Raw genomic sequence first — 14,111 nt, 5'->3', positions numbered from 1 at the left:
GTTCAGGCTCCTTCATGCGTGGTGGTGGGGTCTTCGGTGCGGGCGCTGCGGGTCCCCTGCGCCCAGGCGGCGGCGATGGAGGGCCGCCCCGGCGCCGTGGCCTCGGGCGACGACGCCCGCGACCGGCCCGCGGCGGACCGGGACCGGGACCGGACCGTCAGGCCACTGGCGGTGGTGCGCCGGCCGGGGGACGGCTCGGCGGCCGGCGGGGGAGCGGGCGAGGGCGCGGCGGACGCGGTCAGCAGGCTCTTGGGGATGAACAGGTACACGCGGGTGCCGCCGAACGGGTTCGGCGCCTCCAGGTCGATCCGGAAGCCGTAGTCGGCGGCGAGGGCCGCGGCCGCCCGCAGGCCGGTCTGCGGATGCGCGCCGAGCTGGTTGATGTCGTCGCGCCGCGTACCCGTCAGGATCGTTCGGGCCCAGGTCAGCTGCTCCTCGTTCATGCGCAGACCGGCGTCGTCCACGATGACCGATACGCCGTGGTGGCCCTCCTGGAAAGCCACGTGCACGCGCGAGGAGGAGGGGGAGTAGCGCACCGCGTTGTCCAGGAGCACCGCGAGCGCGTGGACGACCGGTCCGACCGCCCGGCTGGTCAGCGTGGCGTCGAGCTCCTGGTGCTCGACGCGCTCGTACTCCTCGATGCTGCCCATCGCGGCCCGCACCACGTCGGTCAGCGGGGTGGCCGGCCAGCGACGCGACAACTTGCCTCCGGACAGGACCACGTAGTTCTGGGCGACGAGCAGCATCTGCTGGGTGGGGTGGTCGATGCCGACCAGCGTCTCGTACGCCTCGTCGCCCTCGTGCCGCCGCACACCGTGACTGACCCGCTGGCTCAGCTTCGAGGCCATGCCCACCATCGCGGAGGAGACGGCACGCACCGCCGCCCTGCTGGACTCCTCGGCGCTCTGCCGCGCGCGGGCCACCTCGTCCTGAGCGCTCTCCCGGACCTCGGCGATCTGGGCGCTCGTGCTGGTCTGCGCGTCGTACTGCACCTTGCGCACCGTGTGGGCCGCGGAGTCGGCCAGCTCCGCGAGGCGCTGCGCGAGCGCCGTGTTCACCAGCGCCTCGGGCAGTTCGATGTCGACCCCGTGGCCGGTGCCGAGACGCTCCGCCTCGGCCCCCAGCCTGGGAATCACACCGCCGGCGAACTGCGCGAGCACGGACTCGGTGGCGCGCTGCCGCCCGGCGAGCTCCTCGGCCTCCCTGCGGAGGCGGCCGCTGGTGGCGCGTTCGCCTCGGTACTGGTCCCAGAACCGCCAGGCCGCGCCGCCGGCGGCCAGGGCGAGAACCGAGGGCACCACGCTGGTGGCCTGTATCAGGTCTGTCATCACGTCCTCTGGAGGTCTCATAGGGGGTGAGGCGGCCAGGTGCCGCCGACTGGACGGGTGACTGTGGCAGATGCGGGAGGCGCTGCGGCCCGCGGCCCGCGGCCGGCCCGGCGGCATCCGGTGCGCACGGCTGCCACGATGTGTGGGGCCCGTCCGGAAGCCGCACGGGCGCGTGCCGGGCCCGCCGTGGACCGGGATGCCGCGGGGCGGGCGCCGACTAGGGCGTCTGTGGGAAGCCGAGCCGGTGGGCGCATCGAGGCCGTCTCAAGAGCCCGACCTGTCTCACTGCACTCATCAGCACTTCCTGGCTTTCCTCGGTCGTGGCATACTTCCCACGGCATACGTTTTCAGCCAATTGGCTTCTGAAGAGAGCCAGTTGGCGTCGCGCGTCAACGATATCTTGTCGTGTTCACCGCTCGTGGTCCAGATGAGCAGGGACCATGCCGGGCGACCTGGTCACCGCCCGTCCAGCAGCGGGCGCAGCGCCGCCGCGAGACGTTCGTACTCCGCGGATACGTTGTAGATCTGCCCGGAGGCGCGGATGCCGCCGCCCCCCGGCCAGGACCAGACCAGCACGCGGAAACCGAGCCGGGCCGCCACCTCCTCGCGCAGCGCCTCCGCCTCGGCCTGGGTGCGGGCGAGCCCCGCCGGCAGCCGCAGCGCCCGCATGGCCAGCCGCTCGTCGGCGGGCAGGGCCCGCACCCCCGGCAGCGCCGCGAGGAGTTCGGCGCCGTAGCCGGCGAGGGCGCTGTTGTGGGCGCGTACGCGGCCGGGCCCGAGGGAGGCGATGAGGTCCAGGCCCTCCGGGGCCGCGAGCAGGCCCGTGTAGTCGGCGGTGGCCCGGTACTCGACGGCGCGGGGAAAGCCGCGGTCGTCCTCCCAGGAGGGCACGGGGGCCGGCACCCGGCCCCGGTGGGCGGGGGCCACGGCGAGCACCGCGCTGCCCGGCGGCGCGTACGCCCACTTGTGGAGGTTCCCGAACCAGAGGTCGGGCGCTCCGGCGAGGGGATCGGGGAGCATGCCGGGGGCGTGGGCGCCGTCGACCACGGTCGTCACGCCCCGCGCCGCGAGGTCGGCGAGGAGCCCGGGCGTGGCGATGGGCCGGGCGGTGGGCGAGCTGATCTGGTCGAGCAGCGCGACCCGGGTGCGGGGGGTGAGGCCGGCGAGCACGGCCTTGCGCACCGCCTCTCCGTCGGCGAGCGCCGGGTCGAGGGAGACGGTGACGACACGGGCCCGGCGGGCGGCGGCCGCGACGACCGTGCCGTAGCCGTGATCGGTGACCAGCACCTCGTCGTCGGGTGCGAGCCGCAGGGTGTCGAGGGCGAGCCCCGCGGCCTCGGTGGCGTTGGTGACGAGGGCGATCCCGTCGGGGTCGGCGCCGAGATGGACCGCGATACGGGCGCGGGCCTCGGCGAGCCGGTCCGGGACGCCGAGGAAGAAGGCGTCCGGATCCGCGGCGGCCTCCTCCGTCAAGCGCCGGTGGACGCGGGCGACGGGGACGGGGACGGCCCCGAAGGAACCGTGGTTGAGATGGGCCACATCGGCGCCGAGCCGGAACAGCTCGGCGCCGCCGGGAAATGCAGTGGGGGCGGTGGGGGTGGTCGGGGGCACGCCGTCGATCGTCTCAGGGAGACGGTGGCAGCCGCAGGCGTCCGCAGGCACCGCTGCCGCGGATGTCGCATTCTCGCCCCCGGAGCCGCCCCCGTCAGAGCCGCGTATGGAATGTGGCCCGCGACATGAAGGACCCGTAAGGGACGGGCTCCCGCCGGCCCGAACGGACGGAACCTGAGCGCACCTGCCCATGAACTGCCCGAGAGGGCGCGTGAAGCCCGAGAGGGCGCGTGAAGGAGTGCGCGTACATGTCCGTCGTGACAGTCGAGCCCGGCACCGTCCCGGCCGCGGAAGAACCGCCGGATACCGGCGAGAAGCACCGGCTGACCGCCCTCACCGGACTCGCCGCCCTCTCCCTCGACGCGATGGCGTCCGTGGCGTACGGACCCGAGGCGATCGTTCTCGTGCTCGCCGCGGCGGGCGGTCACGGCCTCGGCTTCACGCTCCCCGTGACCCTCGCGATCGCCGGCCTGCTCGCCGTCCTCGTCGCCTCGTACCGCCAGGTGATCGCCGCGTTCCCGGACGGCGGCGGCTCCTACGCCGTGGCCAAGGCGCAGCTGGGGCGCCGGACGAGCCTGGTCGCCGCGGCCTCGCTCGTCCTGGACTACGTGCTGAACGTCGCCGTCGCCGTCACCGCCGGCGTCGCCGCGCTGACCTCCGCGTTCCCGGCGCTGTACGACGACCGGCTGGTCCTCTGCCTGGGAGTGCTCGTCCTGATCACGGCCGTGAACCTGCGCGGCATCGTCGAGTCCGCGAAGGTCTTCATCGCGCCCACCGCGGTCTTCGTCGTGGCGATCTTCACGCTGATAGCCGTCGGCCTGTTCCGGGACGCGCCCGTCTCGACCGCCGCCGCCGAAGGCCATGCCGCCGTCCTCACGGAGAACGCCACCACCGTGGGCGCCCTGCTCCTCCTCAAGGCCTTCGCGTCCGGCTGCTCGGCGCTGACCGGCGTCGAAGCCATCGCGAACGCCGTGCCCTCCTTCCGCGAGCCGCGGGCCAGGCGCGCCCAGCACGCCGAGATCGCCCTCGGCGGTCTGCTCGGCGCGATGCTGATCGGGCTCGCCGTGCTCATCTCCCGCTTCGGCCTGCGGCCGGTCGACGGCGTCACCGTCCTCGCCCAGCTCGCCGACGCCTCCCTCGGGCACAACTGGGCGTTCTACGTCATCCAGTTCGCCACCACGGTCCTGCTCGCGCTGTCCGCGAACACCTCCTTCGGCGGCCTGCCCGTCCTGCTCAAGCTGCTCGCCCGCGACCACTTCCTGCCGCACGTCTTCGCCCTGAAGGCGGACCGCCAGGTGCACCGGCACGGCGTGCTCGCGCTCGCGGCCGTCTCGGCCGCGCTGCTGCTGTTCTCCGGCGGCGACACCAACACGCTCGTACCGCTCTTCGCGATCGGCGTCTTCGTCGGCTTCACCGTCGCGCAGACCGGCATGGTGCTGCACTGGCGGCGTGAGCGCGGCCCCAGGTGGCGGGCGAAGGCGCTGCTCAACGGCCTCGGCGCCCTGCTCACGGGGGTCAGCGCGGTCGTCGTGACCGCCACCAAGTTCCACGACGGCGCCTGGCTCGTCGTGGTCGCGCTCCCGCTGCTCGTGCTCTCCTTCGAGACCGTCCACCGCGCGTACGCGAAGATCGGCGAGCGGCTCGGCATCGGCCGCGTGCCCGAATCCCCGCACCGCGACCATTCGTTGGTCATCGTCCCGGTCGGCGGGCTCTCGAAGCTCACCGGCGAGGCGCTGAACGCGGCGGTGTCGCTCGGCGACGAGGTGCGGGCGGTGACCGTGACCTACGACGAGCCCGAGGACCGCGAGGCGGCGGCCGCGCTGCGCCGCGACTGGGAGCTGTGGAACCCGGGTGTCGACCTGATCGAGCTCAGGTCCCGGCACCGCACGGTGGGCCGCCCCGTGGCGGAGTACGTCAGGAGGATCTACGACTACCACCCGGGCACCCGGGTCACCGTCCTCATCCCGGAGACCGAGCCGGCCCACCTCTGGCAGCGGATCCTGCAGAATCAGCGGGGCACGGTCGTCGCCCACGCCGTACGCCGGGAGACGGACGCCGCGATCTGCCGCCTCCGCTTCCGACTGACCTGAGGGGCAATTTTCTCGAAACATTGGACTCCCGGTCGATCAATATATGAGACCGCCGGATGAGGGTTTAACGATCCCCGCGGTGAGGGTTTTTGGCACAGCGGAGGAGCGGGATTTTCGGCCGTGTGCAGGCCCCCTTCAGCGTGCTACTGTCGATCTCAGTTGCAGTTGTGGTTCCCGAACTTCAAGTGCCCCTGACCGGCCTGGCCGGTGGGAGCACTCTTGTATTTCCGGTCATTTTTCCGGGCGGGGTCAATCATCACGGCGACACGGCGTCCGCACAGTGTGGACGCCGATGTACTGCCCCAAAGGAGATATGACATGGCTACTGGCACCGTGAAGTGGTTCAACGCGGAAAAGGGTTTCGGCTTCATCGAGCAGGACGGTGGCGGCGCTGACGTGTTCGCCCACTACTCGAACATCGCCGCCCAGGGCTTCCGCGAGCTGCTCGAAGGCCAGAAGGTGAACTTCGACATCGCGCAGGGCCAGAAGGGCCCGACGGCCGAGAACATCGTTCCCGCCTGACGCGAACGCGCACTTGCAGCTGGGGCCCGCATCCTTCGGGGTGCGGGCCCCAGCTGCATTGTTTTTCCGTAAAGCATCTTCGCTTTTACGTTCCATTCGGTCCATTTCTTGTGATTCTCTGTGCCGCTCATCGCCGGAAGAATTCCTTGATATGCACCGCATCGAGGAAGGTTCCGCATGAACCGCACACGTACGAACGACCGATTCTCCCGCACCCGTAATAACGGCACCGCCGCCGGGAAGAGCGGCAGCCGCTTCGGATCGTCGGCCCCGCGCCGCTCCGGTGGGTACAGCCGCCGGCCCGCCGCCGTGCAGGGTGAGTTCGCTCTCCCCAAGACGATCACCCCGGCGCTGCCCGCCGTGGAAGGCTTCGCCGATCTCGACATGCCCGCGACGCTCCTCGCCGAACTGGGCAGGCAGGGTGTGGCCGTCCCCTTCCCGATCCAGGGCGCGACGCTGCCGAACTCCCTGGCGGGCCGTGACGTGCTGGGCCGCGGGCGCACCGGCTCCGGCAAGACCCTCGCCTTCGGCCTGGCCCTGCTGGCCCGGACGGCCGGACAGCGCGCCGAGCCCCGCCAGCCGCTGGGTCTGATCCTGGTCCCCACCCGCGAGCTCGCCCAGCAGGTGACCGACGCCCTCACCCCCTACGCCCGCGCCGTCCGGCTGCGCCTTGCCACGGTCGTGGGCGGCATGTCGATCGGCCGGCAGGCCGGCGCGCTGCGCACCGGGTCCGAGATCGTCGTGGCGACCCCGGGCCGCCTCAAGGACCTCATCGACCGTGGTGACTGCCGCCTGAACCAGGTCGCCATCACCGTGCTCGACGAGGCCGACCAGATGGCCGACATGGGCTTCATGCCGCAGGTCACCGCGCTCCTGGACCAGGTGCGGCCCGAGGGGCAGCGGATGCTGTTCTCGGCCACCCTGGACCGCAACGTCGACCTGCTGGTGCGCCGCTACCTGACCGACCCTGTCGTCCACTCGGTCGACCCCTCGGCCGGCGCGGTCACCACGATGGAGCACCACGTGCTGCACGTCCAGGGCGCCGACAAGCACACGGCCACCACCGAGATCGCCGCCCGCGACGGCCGCGTGATCATGTTCCTGGACACCAAGCACGCCGTCGACCGGCTCACCCAGGACCTCCTCAACAGCGGTGTACGGGCCGCCGCGCTGCACGGCGGGAAGTCGCAGCCCCAGCGCACCCGCACCCTGACGCAGTTCAAGACCGGGCACGTCACGGTGCTCGTGGCCACCAACGTGGCCGCCCGCGGCATCCACGTCGACAACCTCGACCTTGTCGTGAATGTGGACCCGCCGACCGACCACAAGGACTACCTGCACCGCGGCGGCCGTACCGCCCGCGCCGGTGAGTCCGGCAGCGTCGTCACGCTGGTCACCCCGGGCCAGCGCCGCTCCATGGTCCGCCTCATGTCGGACGCCGGCATCAGCCCGCAGATCACCCAGGTCCGCTCCGGCGAGGAAGCGCTCAGCCGCATCACCGGCGCCCAGGCCCCCTCGGGCATCCCGGTCGTCATCACCGCGCCGGTGGCCGAGCGCCCCAAGCGCGGCACTGCCGCACGCGGCCGCCGCCGCCCCGCCTCCGCGGCGCGCCGAGCCGCCGCCCAGCGGCCCGCCGTCGACACCGCGGCGTAACCCCTTCGCGCTCCGCACGCCAACCCCGCTTCCAGGAGGCACCTTTGACGCTGGTTCAGACGCATTCCCGGCCGGTGGACACCGAGCCCGCCCGCGGGCCTTCGGCCGACACCGCGGTCGAGGCAGGGCCGCGGGTCTGGGACGACATGACCGTCGAGGTCGCGCTGTCCGTGATGGCCGGCGCCCGCGTCGGGCACCTGCTCGTCTGCGACGAGGACGGCCGGCGCACCGCTCTGGTCACCCGGGCCCAGCTCACCGCTGTCCGTGACGGCTCCGGTTACACGGATCTGCTGCGCCTGCGGGACCTCGCCGCCACCCCGGTCCACTGAACCAGCCCGCCACGGGCCGCCCGACCCTCCACTTCACCCCCTCCCCATGTGAGGTCTCATGCGCTGTGTCATCGCTCGCTTCCCGTTCGACCTCACCAAGAGCGGGGTGCTGGAAACGATGAAGGGCGTCAAGCCCGAGCCGGTCACCGGCCAGTCCGTGATCATCGGGCGCCGCCACTACCCGGTCAAGCAGGTCGGCCAGGTCATCACCCGGCAGGACCGCCGTGATTTCAGCGCGGGTGAGGTCCTCCGGGCCATGACTCAGCTCGGCTTCACGTGCCGGACCCTTCCCGCGACCGCCCCGGCAGCCCCCGCCGGGGTCGGCAGTCCGTTCGAGCGGGCTTCCGCCCTGCTGGGCGCTCCGCTGCCGGCCTGACCCGCCGGAGCGACCACCAGAACAGCAGTGACAGCAGTGAGGGCCTGACCGGCATGTGCCGGTCAGGCCCTCATCGCGTTCCGCACCCATAGATCGACGAGTCCGATTACCTCACCGGAGTGAAGCGAAAAATCTGCTCTCGCTGGAGTAGACATTGGGTGCTCACCCGTCTATGGTTTCTCCCGTAGCCGAGATCGAGAAAGGCCCGGCAGACACGAACTGCCGGGCAGCGGTACGGCAGTGGGGCCCAGCGCCGGAGTGGATCGGGATGGGCGAAGGGCCGGCTGCCGAAGTGGCGCTGTGAAAGGCCACGGTTGAGTACAGAGAGGGAAGAACGGAGGAAACGAGCGCCGTCAGGATCGCCCGGGCGGAAATCTGCACCCGGGTACCGCAGGACATCGATAGGCAGGTGGTCTCCGGTCACGCATCCGCGATCCCCGCACCCCCGTCGGAGCGACGGACGGCCGTGCGGATACGGAAAGCCGACGCGACACTGACGTCGGCAGATGGTGTTGCAATTCCTTCGGGCCCCGGTGCCACACGGCACCGGGGCCCTCCACATGCCCGACGCGTGTCGTCCGCCCACTTGCCCGCCCGCATGTCATGGCCGGGCGAGCGCCCCTTCGAGGAACGGGACGACCGCCTCGATGAAGCGCTCGTTCCGGTCGCCGACCACCATGTGTCCCGCACCCGCCACCTCGACGCACCGCGCGTGGGGGACGCCGGCGCAGAACTGCTCCGCGATGTCCTGACGCACCACGTCGCTGCTCCCGCCGCGGACGAGCAGGATCGGCACGTCGGCACCGCGCGCGGCCCCGAGGAGGCGCTCCGCCATGCCGGGCGGGTCCATCCGGTCCTCGAAGCCGTCCACCAGCCGGGGGTCCCAGTGCCAGACCCAGCGGTCGCCGCGGCGGCGCAGGTTGTTCCGTAGCCGCTCGGGGTCGTCCGGGCGCGGCCGGTGGGGCAGGTGGGCGGAGACCGCCGCAGCCGCTTCCCCGATGTCGGCGAATCCCTCCGGCCGACGGCGCATGAACTCGACGATCCTGTGGGCCCCGCGGGGGTCCGGCCGATGGGCGACGTCGACGAGGACCAGCGCGCGAACCGCCGCCCCGGGCGGCTCTCCGGCGGCCAGCAGCGAACCGAGGCCGCCCAGCGAGGCACCGACGAGCACCGGGCGCCCGCCGATGGCGGTGACGAGCGCCCGGATGTCGTCGGCGAACTGGCCGAGGTCGTAGCCGCCGTCGGCCGACCACTCGCTGGAGCCGTGCCCGCGCAGGTCGGGAGCGACGACATGCCACCCCAGGGCGGCCAGCCGAGGGCCGGTCCTGTCCCAGGCGTGGCGCGTCTGGCCGCCGCCGTGCAGCAGGACGAGGGGCGGCGCGGACGCCTCGCCCCATACGTCCGCCACCAGGCGGATGCCGTCGCGGCCCACGAAACGCCGGGTCCGTGGCGCGGCGCCGGGCCTCATGCGGTGCCCCGGGTCCGCAGCGGTGCCAGCAACTGGTCGCGGCAGGGGTCCGAGGCCGCCGCCGCGAGGGCGACGTCCAGTGCGAACAGGGAACGCGCCAGGAACTGCTCGTCGTCGATCAGGTCGGCGACCCACTGATGCAGTGCGCCCACGCACGAGGCGGCGACGGTGGCCGCCAGCGCGTCGGTGTCGATGTCGGCCCGCAGCAGGCCATGCGTCCGGGCGTCCGCCATCGTCCGACGGAGCTGAAGGAGCGGACTGCGGTCGAACACGAGGCCACTGGCCTGCCACTCCCGCACCATGCGCCGCGACACCACCGGGTCGTCCGCGAACAGCCGGACGGTCGACCTCACGATGTCCCGCGGATCACCGGCTCCCGACACCGCCAGTCGGCGTTCGAGCTCATCCATGAATCCGGCGGCGAGCGCCTCCCAGACCTTGTCGCGCGGCCCGATCAGGTTGTACACGGTGGCCGGGGAGACCTGCGCCCGCTCGGCGATCCGCTCGGTACTGATCACCGAATCCGGGCCGTCCCGCAGGAGCGCGCGTGTCGCCTCAAGGATCAAGGACCGTCGCCGGGCCTTGTTCTGCTCACGCAGCCCGCCCCCTTCGACCTTCCGCATACGCGTACACCCCTCCGCCATGACATGGAAAATTTTAGAGACCCCTCTAAAAATAGAGAGGTCTCTAAAAGTGTCAAGGGTGGGGGAGAGCGATCACGTCAGCTGTGTGCGGCGTACGCACTCCGCGACCACGTCCCGCAGACTGCCCGTCCGGTGCAACAGGTCCCGCTGGACCTGCGCTCCGTTGCCGTTCTTCAGAAGATCCGCCGTGGCCCGGCGCACCAGGTCCAGATCGCCGGTGTCCTCCAGGGCGTCCCGCACGTAGTCGATGAGTACGCGCACCACCTCGGCGCTCGTGGCGGGCCGCATGGTCACGGGGTGCAGCAGCGTGTCGTCGAGGCCGGAGCGCGCGGCCCGCCACGCGGCGAGCCGCAGCAGGTCGATGCCGTGCGCCAGCGGCGGCCGGCCGGCCCGCCACTCCCGCGCCGCCGTCTCGACCAGCGCCCGCGCCAGAGTCGCGACCAGGACGGTCGACGACGCTTCCAGGCAGACGTCCGCGACCCGGATCTCGACCGTGGGGTAGCGGTGGGAGAGCCGGGCGTCGAAATAGATCATGCCCCGGTCGCGCAGCACCCCGGTGGCGACCATCTGCTCGACCTGTTCCTCGTACCGGGCGGCGGAGCCGAAGAGCTCCGTGGGGCCCGCCATCGGCCAGCGGCCCCACACCCTGCTGCGGTAGCTGCTGTACAGGCTGTCGTTCCCCTGCCAGAACGGCGAGTTGGCGCTCAGCGCGACCAGGACGGGGAGCCACGGGCGGATGCGGTCGATGACGGCCACGCCCTCCTCGTCCGACTCGACCGACACATGGACGTGGCAGCCGCACGTCAGCTGCTCCTGAGTGGTCAGGCCGAACTGTTCCTCCATCCACTGGTAGCGGCTGCCCGTGTTGATCGACGGGCTCACCGGCAGCGGGGAGGTGGCGAGGGCGGCGATCGCGGCGCCCACGTCGCCCGCGTGCCGTGCTGCTTCCCCGCGCCACCGGACGATTTCGTCCGCGAGGCTGTCCATGCTCGTCCGCGGCTGCGTCGCGAACTCCAGCTGCTGACTCTGGAGCTCCTTCTCGAACGCCTCGTCCTCGGGCTCGCGGTAGTCGTCGGCGTGCTTCTCCGTGCCGGGGCGCTCCCCGGTGTCCCTGGCCGCTCGCGCCAGAACCGCGGAGGAAAGGGCTCGGGGTTCCCCGCTCTCGCGGTCGACCAGGAGGAGTTCCTCCTCCACTCCTACAGTGCGCAAAGGGGCCTGCCTCTCTGTCCGTAACCGTCCGGGCTGTGGTTCCCCCGGTACCCCCGCTCGCCGTCCGCATCCGTACGGTGGAGCAGGGGTTCGTCGGATGTTTGAGCGGGAGCAGTTCGGCAAACCGATCCATTATGGTGCAAATCGGCTACACAATGATGACCGAGCAGGCGGGACCGCGCGCACTCGTCGACGACCTGGTCGCGGCGGAGGGGGCCGGGTTCGACTTCTCCGTCACCTCCGACCACTATTTTCCGTGGCTCGACACACAGGGGCACTCCCCGTACGCGTGGAGCGTGCTCGGCGCGGCGGCGCAGGCGACCTCGCGCATCCCGCTGATGACGTACGTGACCTGCCCGACGGTCCGCTACCACCCCGCCGTGGTGGCCCAGAAGGCCGCGACGATGCAGCTCCTCTCGGAGGGCCGCTTCCGCCTTGGCCTCGGCTCCGGCGAGAACCTCAACGAGCACGTCGTCGGGGCCGGCTGGCCCTCCCCGCACGTCCGCCTCGACATGCTCGAAGAAGCGGTCGGCATCATCCGCGCGCTGTTCACCGGTGACAACGTCAACCACCAGGGCGACCACTTCGACGTGGCGAACGCCCGTCTGTGGGACCTGCCCGACGAACTGCCGCCCATCGGCATCGCTGTCTCCGGCGGCCGGTCCTGTGCGCTGGCCGGGCGGCTCGCCGACCTCGTCATCGCGACCGAGCCCAAGGCCGACCTGCTCACGTCCTTCGACGAGCACGGCGGCCGCGGCAAGCCCCGGGTCGGCCAGCTGCCCGTCTGCTACGACACCGACAAGGACGCGGCGGTGGCCCGTGCCCACGACCAGTTCCGCTGGTCCGTCGGCGGCTGGCCGGTCAACTCCGAATTGCCCGGGCCCTCCGGGTTCGCCGGCGCCACACAGTTCGTCACCCCGGAGGACATCGCCCGGCAGATCCCGTGCGGAGACAGTGTCGACGACTTCGTTGAAGCCGTACGCCCCTTCGTCGACGCGGGCTTCACGGAGGTCGCCCTCGTACAGGTGGGCGGCGACCACCAGCGTCCCTTCATCGAGTGGGCCGAGAAGAAGCTCCTGCCCGCGCTGCGGGAGCTGTGACGTGCCGGAGACCCGAGACTCCCGTACACCGCACGCCCCGTCCCCGGACCTCGTGCAAGTGGTCCTCGGTGAGTGCTCACCGGCCGACGCGGACACCGTCTTCAACGTCCTGCGCGCCCACTTCACGTCCGACCGCGGAAGCGACGCGCCACGCCAGACGGGGGAGGAGTGCCCCGCCGTCTGGACCGGTGGCTTCCTCGCCGCCCACACTCCGGACTCCGTCCCGGGCGTACTGCTCGCGGGCTCGGTCACCGCGGACCTGCAGGGCGGCCCGGTCGCGGTGGCCCGCCTGCGCAGGACGCTCGAATCGGCCTTCGTCGTGTCGGCCGCGGGCAGCGTCTCGGGCGACCAGGAGGTCGAGGTGCAGCTCCGGCTGACCGGCCCCGAGCGCGGAGCACCGCCCGAGGACGGCTGAGGGGGCGGCCGAACGGGTGCCGTCCGTTCGGGTGCACGTCCGCGTGTCGGACGTACGGGTTCCGCGTGCCCGGACGGGGCGACGGCATCGTCGGAGGGCCTGCACCCTGACGGACCGCCGTCGCGGTGGGGCAGCAGTCACGAGCCGACGGGACCGCGAAGGAGAGCAGAACTGGTGCGCGGAACGAGGTGGGGGGTGGCCGCGGCACTGTCGTGCTGCACCCTCAGCGGTTGCGGGGACGTCGGGGCACGCGAGGACGGCGCGGCCCGGGCCGTCACCCGGTTCGAGGCCGGCCTGCGCGCCTCGGACGCCGCACGCGGCTGCGGGGCGCTCGCCCCCGGCACCCGCGACGAGCTGGAGCAGTCCGCCGACCTGCCCTGCGCACGGGCTCTGCCCGACGCGGGGCTGCCCACCGCGGCCGAGGTGCGGCACGTCGACGTGTACGGGCGTCAGGCGCGCGTCGTGACCGACCGCGACACGCTCTTCCTGTCGTCCTTCCCGGACGGCTGGAAGGTCACGGCCGCCGGCTGTACCGAGCGCCCCGAGAAGCCGTATCAGTGTCTGATCAAGGGGGGTTGACCGGTGCGGACGATGTTCACGGTGTATCTGCTGATGGTGGCCGCCGGGCTGGCCTACTGCACGGTGCTGGGGCTGATGCAGCGATGAGGCCGGGGCGCGAGAAGGGCGCTCGTGGCTTCCTGCACGACAACAGCCTGACCCTCGCCTTCGGCGCGGGCTTCCTCCTCACCCTCGCCGGGCAGGCGGTCGCCGGGCACGCCGACTTCAACAACCACCTCGCCGCCGAGGACCTGGCCCCGATGAGCTTCGGCGGCTATCTCCTGAGCTCCGACTTCGCCGTGGACGTGATGGAGAACTGGCAGTCCGAATACCTGCAGTTCTTCCTCTACATCTTCGGCACGGTCTGGCTGCTCCAGCGCGGCTCGCCCGAGTCCAAGGAGCTCCACAAGGCGGGCACCGAGTCCGACGAGGACCAGCGGACCGGCGCACACGCGCAGCACGACTCGCCGCACTTGGCCTCCGTCGGCGGAGCGCGTCAGGCCTGGTACTCCCGCTCGCTCGGCATCCTCATGTGCGCCCTGTTCCTGCTCTCCTGGCTGGCCCAGTCCGTCGCGGGCACAGCCGCTTACAACGAAGACCACCTGCGTGAACTCCAGGCCCCCATCGGCTGGTTCGAGTACCTCGGTGCCGCCGACTTCTGGAGCAGGACCCTGCAGAACTGGCAGTCCGAGCTCCTCGCCGTCGGGTCGATGGCCGTCTTCTCCGTCTATCTGCGCCAGCGCGGCTCCCCGGAGTCGAAGCCGGTCGGCTCCCCGCACGGCGCGACCGGCGTCGAAGGCGGCTGACG

At 71.8% G+C, this 14,111-nt stretch carries 14 protein-coding genes; 9 read left to right on the top strand and 5 right to left on the bottom strand.

Annotation, left to right across the window (positions count from 1 at the left end; translation table 11 throughout):
* Positions 1-2: 2 nt before the first annotated feature.
* Both AB0H82_RS06715 and AB0H82_RS06710 read right to left on the bottom strand, forming a co-directional pair.
* Positions 3-1,328, bottom strand: coding sequence for an ATP-binding protein (locus AB0H82_RS06715; protein ID WP_362989545.1), 1,326 nt, complete (start codon positions 1,326-1,328; stop codon positions 3-5).
* Between the two features lie 456 nt (positions 1,329-1,784).
* Complete coding sequence (locus AB0H82_RS06710) at positions 1,785-2,939, bottom strand: aminotransferase class V-fold PLP-dependent enzyme (protein WP_362989543.1); 1,155 nt, start codon at positions 2,937-2,939, stop codon at positions 1,785-1,787.
* Between the two features lie 248 nt (positions 2,940-3,187).
* Here AB0H82_RS06710 and AB0H82_RS06705 point away from each other — a divergent pair, with 248 nt between their 5' ends.
* From AB0H82_RS06705 to AB0H82_RS06685, 5 genes are all read left to right on the top strand, one after another.
* Positions 3,188-5,029, top strand: a complete 1,842-nt coding sequence (locus tag AB0H82_RS06705; protein WP_362989541.1) for an APC family permease — start codon at positions 3,188-3,190, stop codon at positions 5,027-5,029.
* Between the two features lie 318 nt (positions 5,030-5,347).
* Positions 5,348-5,551: a cold-shock protein gene (locus tag AB0H82_RS06700; RefSeq protein WP_042169227.1), complete on the top strand. Its 204-nt coding sequence runs from the start codon at positions 5,348-5,350 to the stop codon at positions 5,549-5,551.
* 177 nt (positions 5,552-5,728) lie between these two features.
* Positions 5,729-7,204, top strand: a complete 1,476-nt coding sequence (locus AB0H82_RS06695; RefSeq protein WP_362989539.1) for a DEAD/DEAH box helicase — start codon at positions 5,729-5,731, stop codon at positions 7,202-7,204.
* A gap of 74 nt (positions 7,205-7,278) precedes the next feature.
* Complete coding sequence (locus AB0H82_RS06690) at positions 7,279-7,533, top strand: CBS domain-containing protein (protein ID WP_362989663.1); 255 nt, start codon at positions 7,279-7,281, stop codon at positions 7,531-7,533.
* 58 nt (positions 7,534-7,591) lie between these two features.
* Positions 7,592-7,909: an SCO5918 family protein gene (locus tag AB0H82_RS06685; RefSeq protein WP_362989537.1), complete on the top strand. Its 318-nt coding sequence runs from the start codon at positions 7,592-7,594 to the stop codon at positions 7,907-7,909.
* Positions 7,910-8,510: 601 nt separating this feature from the next.
* Here the strand turns inward: AB0H82_RS06685 and AB0H82_RS06680 are convergent.
* The 3 genes from AB0H82_RS06680 to AB0H82_RS06670 all read right to left on the bottom strand — a co-directional run bounded on the left by AB0H82_RS06680 (position 8,511) and on the right by AB0H82_RS06670 (position 11,230).
* Complete coding sequence (locus AB0H82_RS06680; protein ID WP_362989535.1) at positions 8,511-9,377, bottom strand: alpha/beta hydrolase; 867 nt, start codon at positions 9,375-9,377, stop codon at positions 8,511-8,513.
* On the bottom strand, positions 9,374-10,000 hold the full coding sequence (locus AB0H82_RS06675; RefSeq protein WP_362989533.1) for a TetR/AcrR family transcriptional regulator: 627 nt from the start codon (positions 9,998-10,000) through the stop codon (positions 9,374-9,376). Before AB0H82_RS06675 ends, AB0H82_RS06680 begins: the two co-directional genes overlap by 4 nt.
* A 93-nt stretch (positions 10,001-10,093) precedes the next feature.
* Complete coding sequence (locus AB0H82_RS06670; protein WP_362989531.1) at positions 10,094-11,230, bottom strand: glutamate--cysteine ligase; 1,137 nt, start codon at positions 11,228-11,230, stop codon at positions 10,094-10,096.
* A gap of 134 nt (positions 11,231-11,364) precedes the next feature.
* Between AB0H82_RS06670 and AB0H82_RS06665 the strand changes: the two genes are divergently transcribed.
* The 4 genes from AB0H82_RS06665 to AB0H82_RS06650 all read left to right on the top strand — a co-directional run bounded on the left by AB0H82_RS06665 (position 11,365) and on the right by AB0H82_RS06650 (position 14,109).
* The gene (locus AB0H82_RS06665; RefSeq protein WP_362989529.1) at positions 11,365-12,330 is read left to right on the top strand and encodes an LLM class F420-dependent oxidoreductase; all 966 of its coding nucleotides are present in this window, start codon (positions 11,365-11,367) and stop codon (positions 12,328-12,330) included.
* A gap of 1 nt (position 12,331) precedes the next feature.
* Positions 12,332-12,745, top strand: coding sequence for a hypothetical protein (locus AB0H82_RS06660; protein WP_362989527.1), 414 nt, complete (start codon positions 12,332-12,334; stop codon positions 12,743-12,745).
* 174 nt (positions 12,746-12,919) lie between these two features.
* Positions 12,920-13,324, top strand: coding sequence for a hypothetical protein (locus AB0H82_RS06655; protein ID WP_362989525.1), 405 nt, complete (start codon positions 12,920-12,922; stop codon positions 13,322-13,324).
* An 83-nt stretch (positions 13,325-13,407) separates the two neighbouring features.
* Positions 13,408-14,109: a DUF6766 family protein gene (locus AB0H82_RS06650; RefSeq protein WP_362989523.1), complete on the top strand. Its 702-nt coding sequence runs from the start codon at positions 13,408-13,410 to the stop codon at positions 14,107-14,109.
* Positions 14,110-14,111 lie beyond the last annotated feature (2 nt).

Origin of the sequence: Streptomyces sp. NPDC050732, from assembly GCF_040654255.1 — a bacterium.
Taxonomy (GTDB): Bacteria; Actinomycetota; Actinomycetes; order Streptomycetales; family Streptomycetaceae; genus Streptomyces.
The sequence above is the reverse complement of the archived record's forward strand: the minus strand, read 5'-3'. Positions and strand labels throughout refer to the sequence as shown.